The 13,528-nt window shown below is 73.4% G+C and carries 11 protein-coding genes; 6 read left to right on the forward strand and 5 right to left on the reverse strand.

Features of this window, described 5'->3' with window-relative positions; translation table 11 throughout:
• Positions 1-21: 21 nt before the first annotated feature.
• Positions 22-894, reverse strand: coding sequence for an aldo/keto reductase (locus ACIA3K_RS05000; RefSeq protein ID WP_396799253.1), 873 nt, complete (start codon positions 892-894; stop codon positions 22-24).
• Between the two features lie 195 nt (positions 895-1,089).
• On the opposite strand from ACIA3K_RS05000, the gene ACIA3K_RS05005 reads away from it, so the two are divergent.
• On the forward strand, positions 1,090-5,082 hold the full coding sequence (locus tag ACIA3K_RS05005; RefSeq protein ID WP_396799254.1) for a CHAT domain-containing protein: 3,993 nt from the start codon (positions 1,090-1,092) through the stop codon (positions 5,080-5,082).
• Between the two features lie 21 nt (positions 5,083-5,103).
• Here ACIA3K_RS05005 and ACIA3K_RS05010 read toward each other — a convergent pair whose 3' ends face one another.
• Together ACIA3K_RS05010 and ACIA3K_RS05015 are read right to left on the reverse strand one after the other, a co-directional pair.
• Positions 5,104-5,562: a hypothetical protein gene (locus ACIA3K_RS05010; RefSeq protein WP_396799255.1), complete on the reverse strand. Its 459-nt coding sequence runs from the start codon at positions 5,560-5,562 to the stop codon at positions 5,104-5,106.
• Complete coding sequence (locus ACIA3K_RS05015) at positions 5,559-5,873, reverse strand: hypothetical protein (RefSeq protein WP_355049532.1); 315 nt, start codon at positions 5,871-5,873, stop codon at positions 5,559-5,561. Before ACIA3K_RS05015 ends, ACIA3K_RS05010 begins: the two co-directional genes overlap by 4 nt.
• Before the next feature lie 228 nt (positions 5,874-6,101).
• Here ACIA3K_RS05015 and ACIA3K_RS05020 point away from each other — a divergent pair, with 228 nt between their 5' ends.
• The 3 genes from ACIA3K_RS05020 to ACIA3K_RS05030 all read left to right on the forward strand — a co-directional run bounded on the left by ACIA3K_RS05020 (position 6,102) and on the right by ACIA3K_RS05030 (position 9,155).
• Positions 6,102-6,467, forward strand: a complete 366-nt coding sequence (locus ACIA3K_RS05020; protein WP_396799256.1) for a YciI family protein — start codon at positions 6,102-6,104, stop codon at positions 6,465-6,467.
• Between the two features lie 358 nt (positions 6,468-6,825).
• Positions 6,826-8,274 (forward strand): pyruvate kinase, encoded by a 1,449-nt coding sequence (pyk, locus tag ACIA3K_RS05025; RefSeq protein ID WP_396799257.1) that lies wholly within the window; start codon positions 6,826-6,828, stop codon positions 8,272-8,274.
• Entirely contained in the window at positions 8,271-9,155 is an 885-nt protein-coding gene (locus ACIA3K_RS05030; protein ID WP_396799258.1) for an acyl-CoA thioesterase, read from the forward strand. Before pyk ends, ACIA3K_RS05030 begins: the two co-directional genes overlap by 4 nt.
• A gap of 9 nt (positions 9,156-9,164) precedes the next feature.
• Here ACIA3K_RS05030 and ACIA3K_RS05035 read toward each other — a convergent pair whose 3' ends face one another.
• Positions 9,165-9,794: a YceI family protein gene (locus ACIA3K_RS05035; RefSeq protein ID WP_396799259.1), complete on the reverse strand. Its 630-nt coding sequence runs from the start codon at positions 9,792-9,794 to the stop codon at positions 9,165-9,167.
• 256 nt (positions 9,795-10,050) lie between these two features.
• Here ACIA3K_RS05035 and ACIA3K_RS05040 point away from each other — a divergent pair, with 256 nt between their 5' ends.
• Positions 10,051-10,515 carry an Rrf2 family transcriptional regulator gene (locus ACIA3K_RS05040; RefSeq protein WP_030334362.1) on the forward strand — a complete coding sequence of 155 codons (465 nt, stop codon included), beginning with the start codon at positions 10,051-10,053 and terminating at the stop codon, positions 10,513-10,515.
• A gap of 133 nt (positions 10,516-10,648) precedes the next feature.
• A complete protein-coding gene (locus tag ACIA3K_RS05045) occupies positions 10,649-11,653 on the forward strand; it encodes a sulfite exporter TauE/SafE family protein (RefSeq protein ID WP_396799260.1) in 1,005 nt (334 codons plus the stop codon).
• A gap of 218 nt (positions 11,654-11,871) precedes the next feature.
• Here ACIA3K_RS05045 and ACIA3K_RS05050 read toward each other — a convergent pair whose 3' ends face one another.
• Positions 11,872-13,311 carry a pyridoxal-dependent decarboxylase gene (locus tag ACIA3K_RS05050; RefSeq protein WP_396799261.1) on the reverse strand — a complete coding sequence of 480 codons (1,440 nt, stop codon included), beginning with the start codon at positions 13,309-13,311 and terminating at the stop codon, positions 11,872-11,874.
• Positions 13,312-13,528 lie beyond the last annotated feature (217 nt).

A 13,528-nucleotide genomic window follows, 5' to 3' on the forward strand; every position in this document is an offset into this window, starting at 1 on the left:
GGCGTTTGGGCCTTGGGACGCTCAGCTCGCCTTGGCCAACGCCTCGAACTCGTCGTCGGTGAGCCGTACGTCGGCGGCGCCCACGTTCTCCTCCAGGTGCGCCACCGACGACGTGCCCGGGATCGGCAGCATCACCGGCGACCGACGCAGCAACCAGGCCAACGCGAGCTGCACGGGCGACGCGCCGTGCGCGTTGGAGATCGCGTCCAGCGGGCCGCCCGGCCGGGCCAGCTCCCCGGTGGCGATCGGGTACCACGGGATGAACGCCAGATCGTTGCGCTCGCAGTAGTCCAGCACGTCCTCGGCGCTGCGGTTGGCGAGGTTGTACAGGTTCTGCACGGAGGCGATCTCGGTGATCGCCCGCGATTGCTCGATCTGCTCCACGCTGACCTCGGACAGCCCGATGTGCTGGATCTTGCCTTCCTGCTTCAGCAGCGCCAGCTCGCCGAGCTGGTCGGCGAGCGGGACCTGCGGGTCGATCCGGTGCAGCTGGTACAGCGGGATGCTGTCCAGGCCCAGGTGCCGCAGGCTCAGCTCGCACTGCTGACGCAGGTACTCCGGGCGGCCCACCACCCGCCAGTCGCCCGGTCCGGCCCGGGTGAACCCGCCCTTGGTCGCGATGACCAGGTCGTCGGCGTACGGGTGCAGCGCCTCGCGGATCAGCATCTCGGACACGAACGGCCCGTACGAGTCGGCGGTGTCGATGAACGTCACGCCCAGCTCGATCGCCCGACGCAGCACCCGTACCGCCTCGGCCGGGTCCTTCGGATCGCCCCACACGCCCGGGCCGGTGATCTGCATCGCCCCGTAGCCGAGGCGGTTGACCGTGATGTCACCCCCGATCCGGTACGTGCCGGACGCCTTCGCGGGTTGCTTACTGATGTCGGTCGCCATACGCACATCCTTCATCGTCTTTCGCCGTGGCGGGGACAGGACGACACTCCGCCACGTGGTGATCGTCCCCCGGGGCGCGCCCGCCATGCCGCGGCCCGCCCGATTGTGTGCCGGGACACGGTGACGGCTAGCGCTCTCCGTGTCCGGTCTGCTACGCCTGATCCGAGTCGGCGCGGCCGGCGCGGGGGAGGCGCGATGTGGCGACGGTTCAGACCCGACCCGATCGGGCGGCTACGGGAGCGGCTGGACCGTTTCGGGGCCACCGGCGATCGGCGGGCGGTCCTCGACTCCGGCGCGATCCGCGACGCGGAAGCCGTCGTCGACCTGGTGACCGCCACACCCACCGACGGGCCGCTGCCCGAGCGGGTCGCCGAGGGTATGTCCCTCCTGGCCGGCCTGCACTGGTACCGCTATCAGCTACTGCCGTCGGGCGAGGACGCCGACGACCTCGACCAGGCGTTGCGGCTCACCGAGTTTCTGCTGCGCTTCGCGCCGGAACGGGTGCCGCCGCCGCTGCTGGAGCTGCTGCGCTCCCGGCGCGCTCCCGGAGAGGCGGGCCGGCCGCCGCGTCCCCGGCCCGCCCGAGCGGACACCACCCGCTCGGGCGACGGCGCTGCCAACGCCCGGTACGTCGAGGCCGTCCTCCTGATGGCCGCCGCCGAGACCAGCCGCGACTACCGGGCCGCCGACCAGGCCGAGGCGCTGCTGCGGCAGGCGCTGGCAGGTACGCCGGCCGGAGCGCCCGAGCGCCTGCACTACCTGTCCGCCCTCGGCAAGGTCCACCGCGACCAGTTCCAGCATCTCGGCCGGCGGCGGGCCCTGGCGGCGGCCGTCGAGGCGCACCGGGAGAGCCTGGAGGCGACCGGCGTCGGCGACCCGGAACGTCCCGTGCGGCTGTTCAACCTCGGCAACGTGCTGGGCGACACGTACGAGGTCGACCGCGACCCGCTCGCCCTGGACGAGGCGATCACCGCGTTGCGGGACGCGGTCCGGGTTGCCGCGCCGGGCACGCCGGTGCGCGCGATGGCGCGGATGAACCTCGGTCAACGGCTGCGCGACCGGTGGCGGCTGCACCGGCGGCCGGGTGACCTCGACGAGGCCGTCGACTCCCTCGCCGCGGCCCGGGACAGCGCCGACCCCCGGGCCGCCGCGCTGCACGGCGCCGCGCTCGCCGAGCGGTTCGCGCGCGACCGGACGCCCGTCGACCGGGACACCGCCATCGAGGCGTACCGGTCGGCGTTGACCGGGTTCGGCGGCCTCGCCCCGGATCTCGCCGGCACCGCCCAGTTCGGGCTCGCCACCCTGCTCGCCGAGCGGCACCACTCCACCGCCGACCCGGCCGACCTCGACGCGGCGATCGACGCGTACCGGGCCGCCACCGCGTCCGGGTCGACGCCCGACGGGACGGACGGCGACGATCTGCGGCACGTCGCGGGTGGTCTGCTGGTGACCCGGTACGAGCGGCGGAGGCGCGCCGACGACATCACCGAGGCGGTACGGGTGCTGCGCGCCAGCGTGGCCGCCGCCCGGGACCCCGTCCAGCGGGCGCGTCGCCTCGCCGATCTCGGCCACGCGCTCGCCCTGGGCCACGCCGACCTCGGCGGGGTGAGCGCGCTGCGCGCCGGCCGTGACGCGCTGACCGAGGCGGAACGACTGCTGCCGCGCACCGACCCGCTGCTCCCGCACGTACTCAACAACCTCGGCAACACCCTGCGCGAACTCTCCGACCTGGCCGGCGAGCCAACGCTGCTGGAGCCGGCCGCGGTCGCGCTGCGATCGGCCGTGGCCGCCGCCGCGTCGGACACCGCGTCGTTGCCCCGGTACCGCTCGAACCTGGGGCTCGTGCTCCAGGCGCTCTTCGCCTCGACGCAGGACCTGGCGACCCTGACCGAGGCGATCCAGGTGCTGGCGCAGGTGGTCGAATCGACGCCAACCGGGCATCCGGACCGTCTGCCGGCGCTGACCAACTACGGCTCGGCCCTGAACCGCCGGGTCGAACTCTTCCTCGACGGCGCGCTGCCCACGAGCGGCGGACCCGCAGACGAGGTCGCGGCCGGCATCGCCCGGGACTCCGACACCGCCGTGGCCGCGCTGCGCGAGGCCGCCGAGCTGGCCGAACAGGAGGCCGACCCCACCGAGTACGCCCAGACGGTCGGCACCCACGCGCTGGCCCACCTGCTGCGGCATCGCCTCGACGATGACCTGCCGGTGCTGGACGAGGCGGTTCGGCTGCTCGATCGGCTGAGCCAGCGGCCGTCGGCCGGCGGGGACCGGCACCGGATCCTCACGAACCTCGGCAACGCTCTCCTGCTGCGTCACCAGGCCGGCCCCGCCGACGCCGACGCCAGCGCCATGCTGACCGCCTACCGGGCGGCGGTCGACGCGCTGACCCCCGAGCATCCCGCCCGCGCCATGTGTCTGAGCAATTTGGCCACCGCTCTGGAGCGGGTCGCCGAGGTCGACGCGGACGGTTCCCGCGCTCTGGTCGAGGCGACCGCCGCGCTGCGCGCCGCCGCCCACGTCGAGTCCGCGCCGTCGCTGCTGCGGGCGACGGCCGCCAGCCGGTACGCGGCACACGCCGCCCAGGCGGGCGACCTGTCGGCCGCGCTCGACGGGTACACCACCGCCATCGAGTTGATCGACCTGGTGGCCTGGCACGGGATGGACCCCGACGACCAGACCCGCCTGCTCGCACGCTTCCCCGGACTGGCCAGCGACGCGGCGGCGGTCGCCATCGCCCTGGACCGCCCGGAGCGCGCGGTCGAGCTGCTCGAATACGGCCGGGGAGTCCTGCTCACCCGCGCCCACGACGCGGGCGCGGACCTGGCGGCGCTCCGCGCACGGGCGCCCCGCCTCGCCGACCGCCTCGCCGACCTCCAAGCCGCCCTCGACGGCTTCGGGTCGCGGCCGCCGGCCCAGGCGGTGTCGCCGGCGGCGTGGGGACCTGGCGGGTCGGTCGACGCGACCGGAGCGACGCCGGAGCAGCGGTACGACCTCGCCACCCGCCGCCGTCACCTGCTGGCCGAGATCCGCGACCGGCCCGGCTTCGCCGACTTCCTCCGCCCGCCGCCCTTCGACGAGCTGGCCGGGGCCGCCACGAACGGACCGGTGGTGCTGGTGAACGTCGCCGACCGGCGCTGCGACGCGCTGGTCGTCGCCGACGGCCGGGTCACCGTCGTGCCGCTGCCCGAGCTGACCCTGGCCGAGCTGATCGTCCGTACGGCGAGCTTCCTGGGCGCGATCGCGGTGCTCACCGGGCCCTCGGCGGCGGACGTCCCCCCGCCGCAGGTACGACGTCGGCACGCGGTGGCCCGCGCCGAGGTCGCCCAGACCCTGGACTGGCTGTGGCGCGTCATCGCCGTACCCGTCCTGGAGGTGGCCCTGCCCACCCCGCCGGCCGCCGACGCCGAGCCGACGGACGGCGGCTGGCCCCGGCTGTGGTGGTGCCCCACCGGCGTGCTCACCCTCCTACCGCTGCACGCGGCCGGCCCGTCCGACGGCGGCGACGGGCTGCTCGACCGGGTGGTGCCGTCCTACACGGCCTCGCTCCGGGCGCTGACGCACGCCCGCCGGGGCGGACCGACACCTCCCGGACCGGTCGACGCGGCGCTCTTCGTCGGCATGCCACAGACGCCCGGCCTGGCCGACCTGCCCGGCGTGGCGCGCGAGGAGGAGGTCGTCCGACGGCACCTCGGCCGGGTGCGTTCGCTCATCGGCCCCGTGGCCAGCCCGGCGACGGTGCTCGACGCCCTGCCCGAGCAGCCCGTCGCGCACCTGTCCTGCCACGGCACGCAGGACCTGCGCTTCCCGACCCGGGGACGCCTCGAGCTGGCGGGCGGCGCGCTCAGCGTCCGCGACCTGTGGCGGCCGGCGGGCCGTCCGGCCGCGCTGGCCGTCCTCTCCGCCTGCGAGACGGTACGCGGCGGGGCGGCCCTGCCGGACGAGGCGCTCACCCTCGGCACGGCCTTTCAACTGGCCGGTTTCCGGCACGTCATCGGCGCGTTGTGGTCCATCTCGGACGCGCTGACGGTGCGGCTCTGCGTCGACCTGTACGACGGGTTGGCGGTCAGCGGAGGGATCGCTCCGGACCGTGCTGCCGTGGCCCTGCACGCGGCGGTCCGCCGCCTGCGCGCCGCCCTACCCGACCACCCGGACACCTGGGCCGGCTACGCGCACCTGGGCCCCTGAGCGCCGCTGACCGTAGGGGGATCAGCGGCCGGGGGCGTACCAGGTCACGCCGACGGCCGCGACCAGCAGCGTGGTGCACAGCAGCACCAGCCCCACCCCGATGCGCAGGGACCGGACCGCCGCCACCGCCTCCCGGTGGTCACCGAGCGGGGCCGGCGGGAGAGCCGCCACCGGGGTCACCGTCAGCGGCCCGTGTGCCGCGCGGAGCAACGCGAGCGCTCCGGCCACGCCCGCGGCCAACGCGGCGAGCAGCAGCAACCCGACCAGCGCGCCCCAACCCGCGGCGAGGGTGGTCACGTCGGAGCGGCCCCGGATTAGGCTGAACCCGACCAGCGCCACCAGCAGGCCACCCAGGCCGTTGCGCCAGGCCAGCGCCGCCGCGCGTACCCGTTCCAGCTCCCCGCGCAGCAGTCCGGCGAGCTGCTGTGCGCCGCGCAGGTCGGCCACGGTCGCGGGCGGGCCGGGACGGAGACGGATCATGCCTCGACCTCCAGCCACAGCGTCCAGTACGCCCCGCAGCCCCGCAGCCCGGCCGGGCACCCCGGGTGCTCGACCTCGCACTCGCACAGCAGCGTCCGGTAGCCCGGGTCGGGCGTCGCGGCGTCCTTGCGGTAGACCTCGTCGACGAGCGTGGTGGCGCTCGCGTGGCCGCACCGGGGACATCGCCCGCTGAGCACCACCGCGAACTCGAACTCCTGGGCCCGGAAGTCCGCCGCGGCCCGCGTGGCGTACGCCTCGTCGGTCACCTCGGCGTACGACAGAGGGCTCGGCGTCGGCCCGTCGTCACTCATCCCGACCTCCCGCCACCGACACCTGGACCGTCCACCGTAGCCGGTGATCACGCCGGGTGCGCCCACGTGCCCGTGTCCGGATGCCGTCCGTCCCGGGGACCGACCTGGGGGAGTTGCGCGGAGCGACGGGTACCGCCCCTCGCGGCGTGCGAGGCTGGGCGCGTGCCGGTGACGCCGGCTCGGGCGGTCGGCGTCGGACCGGGCCGGCGCGACGGCGGAGGGAGGGCCATGCCGCAGGTGCCGCAGGTCGACTTCGCGCTCGACACGTACGAGTGCATCGTGATCTATCCCGGCGCGGCCGGACGGGCCCTGCCCCCGGAGACCGTGCAGCGGTTGCAGGCCGAGCACGCCGAGCACATCCAGGCGCTGCAGCGCCGGGGCATCATCCTGGTCTCCGGCTCGGTGGACGGTCCGGCCCGCACCCCGGAACCGCCGATCGGCTTCGGGCTGGCCCGCACCGGCAGCGTCGAGGACGTGCGCAGCGTGTTGGAGGCCGACCCGGCGGTGCAGGCCGGCCTCTACCGGGTGGACGTGTTGACCTTCCTCTGCCCGGCCGGCTCGCTGGAGTTCCCGCTGGTCAAGGCCGGTAACTGACCGTCCGGCCAGAGACGGGTGTCAGGCCGGTGACGGCGTCGGGGCCGGCGCCGGTGTTACCGTCGCGCGTACGGCGTGGACCGGCCGTCCCCGGCTGTCCAGGCGGCGCACGACCCGCGTGACCTGCTCACCGCCGTGCCCGCTCGGGGCGTCGGGGAGGGCCGTGGCCGGGAGCGGCCCGACACCGGCTCCGCGCGGAGGCGTACGATTCCCGGCGCGCGGTCGCCGTTGCCCGTCGCCACAACGTTCCGGTGCGCTTGCGCCCGCCGGCCCGACGCGTGCCACGCGTCGTTGGACACCTGTTCCGCTGCCTGCAAGGGGTCGGCCCCGAGTCCGACCTGAAGGAGAGACTAGCCTGATGGGCGTGACACGCCGCGCGAAGATCGTCTGCACTCTTGGACCCGCCACCTCGTCCCCGGAGCGCATCCGGGGTCTCGTCGAGGCCGGCATGAACGTGGCGAGGCTCAACTTCAGCCACGGCAGCCACGCCGACCACGAGGCGGTCTACCGCCTGGTCCGGGAGGCGTCGGAGGCAGCGGGTAAGCCCGTCGCCGTCCTCGCCGACCTGCAAGGCCCCAAGATCCGGCTCGGCAGGTTCGCCGACGGCCCGCACGAGTGGCGCACCGGGGACTCGGTCGTGATCACCGGCGACGACATCCTCGGCACCAAGGAGCGGGTCTCCTGCACCTACACCAAGCTGCCGCACGAGGTGAAGCCCGGCGACCGGCTGCTGATCGACGACGGTCGGGTCGCCGTCGAGGTCACCGACGTCACCGGCAACGACATCCGCTGCCTCGTCACCGAGGGCGGCCCGGTCTCCAACAACAAGGGCGTCTCGCTGCCGAACGTGGCGGTCAGCGTGCCCGCCATGTCGGACAAGGACGCCGAGGACCTGCGCTTCTCCCTCGGCCTCGGTGTCGACCTGGTGGCGCTCTCCTTCGTGCGCTCGGCCGAGGACATCAAGCTCGTGCACAACATCATGGCCGAGGAGGGTGTCTTCCGCCCGGTGCTCGCCAAGGTCGAGAAGCCGGAGGCCGTGGAGCACCTCGAGGCCATCGTGCTGGCCTTCGACGGCGTGATGGTCGCCCGTGGCGACCTCGGTGTCGAGATGCCGCTGGACGAGGTCCCGCTGGTGCAGAAGCGCGCCGTGCAGTTGTGCCGGGAGAACGCCAAGCCGGTCATCGTGGCCACCCAGATGCTCGACTCCATGATCGAGAACTCCCGCCCCACCCGGGCGGAGGCCTCGGACGTGGCCAACGCGGTGCTCGACGGCGCGGACGCGGTCATGCTCTCCGGCGAGACCAGCGTGGGCAAGTATCCGGTGCTCACCGTCAGCACCATGGCCAAGATCGTGACGACCACCGAAGCCGGCTCGATCGGGGTGCCGCGTCTGCAGCACGACCCGCGTACGCACGGCGGCGCGCTCACCGTGGCCGCCTCGTCGATCGCCCGGGCCATCAACGCCAAGGCGCTCGTCGCGTTCTCGCAGACCGGCGACACCGTGCGACGGCTGTCCCGCCTGCACTGCGACCTGCCGCTGCTGGCCTTCACGCCGGTCCCCGAGGTGCGCGACCAGCTCGCCCTCACCTGGGGCGTGGAGACCTTCCTGATGCCGTTCGTGCAGCACACCGACGACATGTTCCGCCAGGTCGACCAGGCGCTGCTCGGCCTCGACCGGGCCAACCCCGGTGACTACGTGGTGATCGTGGCGGGCAGCCCGCCCGGCACCCCCGGCTCGACCAACACGCTGCGCGTGCACCAGCTCGGCTCGCTGGTCGACGCGGCGTCGGCGCGGGCGCTGCAGTGAGCGACGGTCGGGTCGCGGTCGGCCAGGCGGCTGTCGACCAGCTGCTGGAGGTGCTGGACCTCGACCCGACCGGTGAGATGACCTTCCGGGGGATGAGCCCTCCGGTCGGTCCACAGCGGGTGTACGGCGGCCAGGTTGCCGGTCAGGCCCTGGTCGCCGCCGGCCGCACGGTGGACCCGGAGCGCTTCGTACACTCGCTGCACGGCTACTTCGTCCGACCCGGCGATCCGGCCGAGCCGATCGAGTACCAGGTGGAGAACATCCGCGACGGCCGGTCGTTCTCGGTGCGCCGCGCGGTCGCCCTCCAGCACGACAAGCCGATCTTCTTCATGTCGGCGTCGTTCCAGCGGGCCGAGGAGGGGTTGGACCACCAGGCCCCCGCTCCCCTGGACGTGCCGCCGCCGCAGGACGTGCCGACGATGTCCGACCGGCTCTCCCGCTACCCCGAGCGCCTGGGCATCTGGGGGCAGATCCCCCGCCCGATCGACGTGCGCTACGTGGGGGAGCCCGGCTGGGTCCGTCCCGGGGACCGCCCGGCCGACCCGCACCAGCGGGTCTGGATGCGCATCGACGGCAAGTTGCCCGACGACCCGCTGCTGCACGCGTGCGCGCTCACGTACGCCTCCGACCTGACCCTGCTGGACTCGGTGCTCTCCGTGCACGGCGAGGTGTGGGGGCCGGGCGGCCTGGTCGGCGCGAGCCTGGACCACGCGCTGTGGTTCCACCGGCCGTTCCGCGCCGACGAGTGGTTCCTCTACGACTGCTGGAGCCCGTCGGCGTCCGGCGCGCGAGGGCTGGCGACCGGCCGGATGTTCACCACGGACGGCCGGCAGATCGCCAGCGCCGTCCAGGAGGGTCTGCTGCGCCGCGTCGGCGCCTGACCCGACCGGTCACGCCTGGTGGATGGCCTCACCGGCGATCTCGATCTGCACGGTCTTGCCGACGAGGACGCCGCCGCTCTCCAGGGCGACGTTCCAGAGCAGGCCGTAGTCCTCACGGTTGATCTCGGCGGTGGCGCTGAATCCGAAGATGTTCTGCCCGTACGGATCACGCCGCGCGCCGCCGAAATTCACCTGTAGGTTCACCGCGCGGGTGATTCCCTTGACCGTCAACTCACCGGCGAGCACGAAACGATTGGGCTCGGACTGCGGCGGAGGATTGTGACTTCTGCCTCGTCCGCCGAGCCGGTGGTTGCGTAGGCGCGCCCAGTAGAAAATCGGGTCGTCGTTGTTCTGCCACGTGATGCCCGTGCTTCGATATTCGAGAGTGGGATAACGCTCCACGTCGAGGAAGTCGGCACTTTTCAGGTGGGTGTCCCGGTCGGCGCTTCCGGTGGAGATGCTCGCCGACGCGATCGTGGCGGTCACCCCGGAGCGCAGCGGATCCTCCCCGACCGTGATCTCCGCGGTCGCCTCGGCGAACTCGCCGCGCACGGGGCTCACCATCATGTGACGGGACAGAAAACCGATCCGCTTGTGCGCCTGATCGAGGCGGTAGGTGCCGGCAATCGGGATGGTCATGCCATCCCAGGTGCGTGTGGCGACATCGGTCATCGTGTTGCCTTCCCCCGGGGTTAATCAACGTCCGGCCCGAACTCCACCAACCAGCCGGACAGGCGTACTGCCCGCCCAGCATAGGGACGTTCGGAATCGGCCTTTCGGGCCCCACCGGTTAATGGATCACGGTGCGCGGCGTAATTGGTTGTCGGTCGATGCGTGGCCGATCGGTTGAGGGCCGCCGGTACCGGCGGATGACCTGCGGGCTAACCTTGCCGGCATGCGTCTCTCCGCCCGGGTCGACTACGCCCTCCGTGCGGCCGCCGAGCTGGCCGCGACGGCCAGCGGCCCCGGGCGGGGCCGGCCGGTCACCGCCGACCAGATCGCCCGCGCGCAGGAGATCCCGCCGAAGTTCCTGGAGAGCATCCTGTTGCAGCTGCGCCGGGGTGGCATCGTGCACGCCCAGCGCGGTCCGGAGGGTGGCTACTGGCTGGCCCGCCCGGCTGAGGAGATCTCTCTCGCTGAGGTGATCCGGGTGATCGACGGGCCGCTCGCACACGTGCGGGGGCAGCGCCCCGAACAGCTCGGCTACCACGGTCCGGCCCGTGCCCTCCAGGAAGTCTGGATCGCGCTGCGCGCCAGCGAGCGCGAGATCCTGGAGCTGGTCAGCGTCGCCGACGTGGCCGCGGGGGCGCTGCCCGCGCGGGTCACCGAGCTGGCCGCCGACCCGCGCGCCTGGATCTGACGCCTCCCCGGGGCTGACTCGTCGACGCCGACCTGTTGGCGTCCCATCCACCGATCAGACACTTGACCCCGGCTCCGCCGTACCGCATTGTCGACCAAGTCGATAGGAGATACCGAAAAGTCAGGGGGCGCTCGTGCGCAAGCTACTGGTCCTCGCTCTGGTCGGGCTCGTCGCGCAGTTGATCGATGGTTCGCTCGGCATGGCGTACGGGTTGACCTCGTCCACCCTGCTGCTGGTCGTCGGGGTCGCACCCGCCGCCGCCTCGGCGTCGGTGCACCTGGCCGAGATCGGCACCACGCTCGCGGCCGGGGTCGCGCACTGGCGGTTCGGCAACGTCGACTGGCGGGTGGTCACCCGCATCGCCCTGCCCGGCGCGATCGGCGCGTTCGCCGGGGCCACGCTGCTCAGCTCGATCTCCACCGAGTCGGCCGCGCCGTGGATGGCCGCCATCCTCTTCACCCTGGGCGCGTACCTGCTGGTGCGCTTCTCCCGACCACTGCGTACCGGTCGGGTCGGCGGACGGCTACGCGGACGCTTCCTCGGCCCCCTGGGCCTGGTCGCCGGCTTCGTCGACGCGACCGGCGGCGGCGGGTGGGGTCCGGTCGCCACCCCCGCGCTGCTGGTCTCCGGTCGCCTGGAGCCCCGCAAGGTGATCGGCTCGGTCGACACCGCCGAGTTCGTGGTGGCCGGCGCCGCCAGCGTCGGCTTCCTGATCGGGCTGGGAACGGAGGGGTTCCTCCTCCCCACCGTCGTCGCCCTGCTGATCGGCGGGCTCATCGCCGCCCCGCTGGCCGCCTGGCTGGTGCGTATCGTGCCCGCCCAACTGCTGGGCGCGGCGGTCGGTGGCGTCATCGTGCTGACCAACGCCCGCACCCTGATCCGATCGGCCGAGCTGGGCGGCCCGCTCCGCCCCACCCTCTACGTCCTGCTGGCCGCCGGTTGGCTGACCGCGCTGGTCTTCGCCGTACGCGCCCTGCGCCGCACCCGTCGAGCCCACGCGACCGTCGCGGCCGCCGCCGCCACGGCACCCGCCGCTGGATTGCCGGTGCTTCCTGAGTCGGCCTCCGTCACCCCCGGCGCTGCCGACGGCAGCGCACCGGCCGATCTCAGCGTGGCGGGAACGCCGGGAGCGCGCTGACCGGCGCGTAGCGTGCAGCCGCTGAACAGCTCACCTTCGCGGCGGGGTGTCTTCCCCGGTGAGCGTGATGCCTGCGAGTCATCAAGATGACTCACCGGCATCACGCTCATTCAAGTCCCCGCCCCCGCAGGGACGAGGTGCGGTGCTGCCGCCCGTCATCAGACCCGCCGACGGCCCGTCGATCGGTGGCGATCGGGCCGGCGGTAGCGCCCGGGCCGTCAGCGGGCCAGCAGTTTGTCCGCCGCCTCGGCGAGCAGCGTCCACGTCTCGTCGATGTGCGCTTCGGTGGTCTGCGGTGAGCCGACGGCCAGCCGCAGGATGTACCGGCCGGCCACCCGGGTGTGGGTCAGGTGCGCCCGGCCGGTGGCGTTGACCGAGGCGAGCAGTTCGGCGTTCGCGTCGTCGTCGGCCCGCAGTCGGAAGCAGACCAGCGAGAACGGGTGCGCCGCGGCCAGCTCGAACCGGTCGTCGGCGCGGAGGTGATCGGCGAACCGGGCGGCCAGGGCCACGCCCGAGCGGATGTGCGCCCGCAGCCCCTCGACGCCGTACCAGCGCAGCACGAACCACAGCTTCAGCGCCCGGAACCGACGACCCAGCGGGACCTGCCAGTCCCGGTAGTCGAGCACCGCTCCCGACTCCGAGGCGGCGTTGCGCATGTACTCGGGGAGCACGGTCAGCGCCTCGACCAGTTCGCCGCGGTCGGCGACCCAGAACGCGTCGCAGTCGAAGCCGGTGAGCAGCCACTTGTGCGGGTCGAAACAGTACGAATCGGCGTACTCCAGACCGGTGTGCGACCAGCGCAGCTCGGGGCAGACGGCGGCGGAGCCCGCGTACGCCGCGTCGACGTGCAGCCAGATGCCGTACTCGGCGCAGATCGCGCCGATCTCCGCCACCGGATCGATGGCGGTGGTGGAGGTCGTGCCGATGGTCGCGACCACGATGGCGGGTACGTCCCCGACGGCCAGATCCGCCTCGATCGCCGCGCGCAGCGCGTCCGGGCGCAGCGCCTGGGTGTCCGGGTCCACCTCGAGCGCCCGGACCCCGTCCGCGCCCAGTCCGGCGATCCGCGCGGCCTTCTCGATCGAGGAGTGCCCGTGCACCGACGTGTACGCGCGGTAGCGCCGGTCGATGCCGGTCGCGCGCCAACGACCCCCGCTGGCGCGGTGCAGCGCGGCGAGGGTGGCCACCAGTGTCGCCGAGGACGCCGAGTCCTGGATGACGCCGCCACCGGGCCCGGTCGAGCAGAAGCGCGGCGGCAGGTCGAGCAGCTCGGCCAGCCAGTCCATCATGACCGTCTCGAGTTCGGTGCAGGCCGGGCTCGTCGCCCACATCATGCCCTGCACCCCGAGCCCGGAGCTGACCAGGTCACCGAGCAGGCTCGGACCGGAGGTGTTCGCCGGGAAGTAGCCGAAGAAGCCGGGGTGCTGCCAGTGCGTCAGCCCCGGCAGGACGATGGTGTCCAGGTCGGCGAGGAGCGCCTCGACCGGTTCGCCGCCCGTGGTGGGCGGCGAACCCGGTAGGGCCTCGGCCACCGTGCCCGGTGGGTCGGCGGAGGTGACCGGTCGCTGGTGCAGCGTCGTCCAGTAGTCGGCGATCCAGTCGACAACGGCGTGGCCGGCGCGGCGGAACTCGTCCGGATCCATGTGCGGGGCGCTCATCCGGTCGAGTCGATCAGGCGGTGTGGGGCAGGGTCAAGAGCCGTACGGGGTGACGGTCGTCGATATTGCGGACCGGAAAGCGCTTGCCCTACGATGCGGCTGAGCCGGATCCGAGTTCCAGGGCGTCAACACCCCGACCAGATCGCCGTTCCGTCGCCGCCGCGGCGGAGCGTCCACCGTGCTTCCCGGGCAGGGCAGGTGGGCCAAGAGCGGTCAC

Source organism: Micromonospora sp. NPDC051543, assembly GCF_044454415.1.
Classification (GTDB): domain Bacteria; phylum Actinomycetota; class Actinomycetes; order Mycobacteriales; family Micromonosporaceae; genus Micromonospora.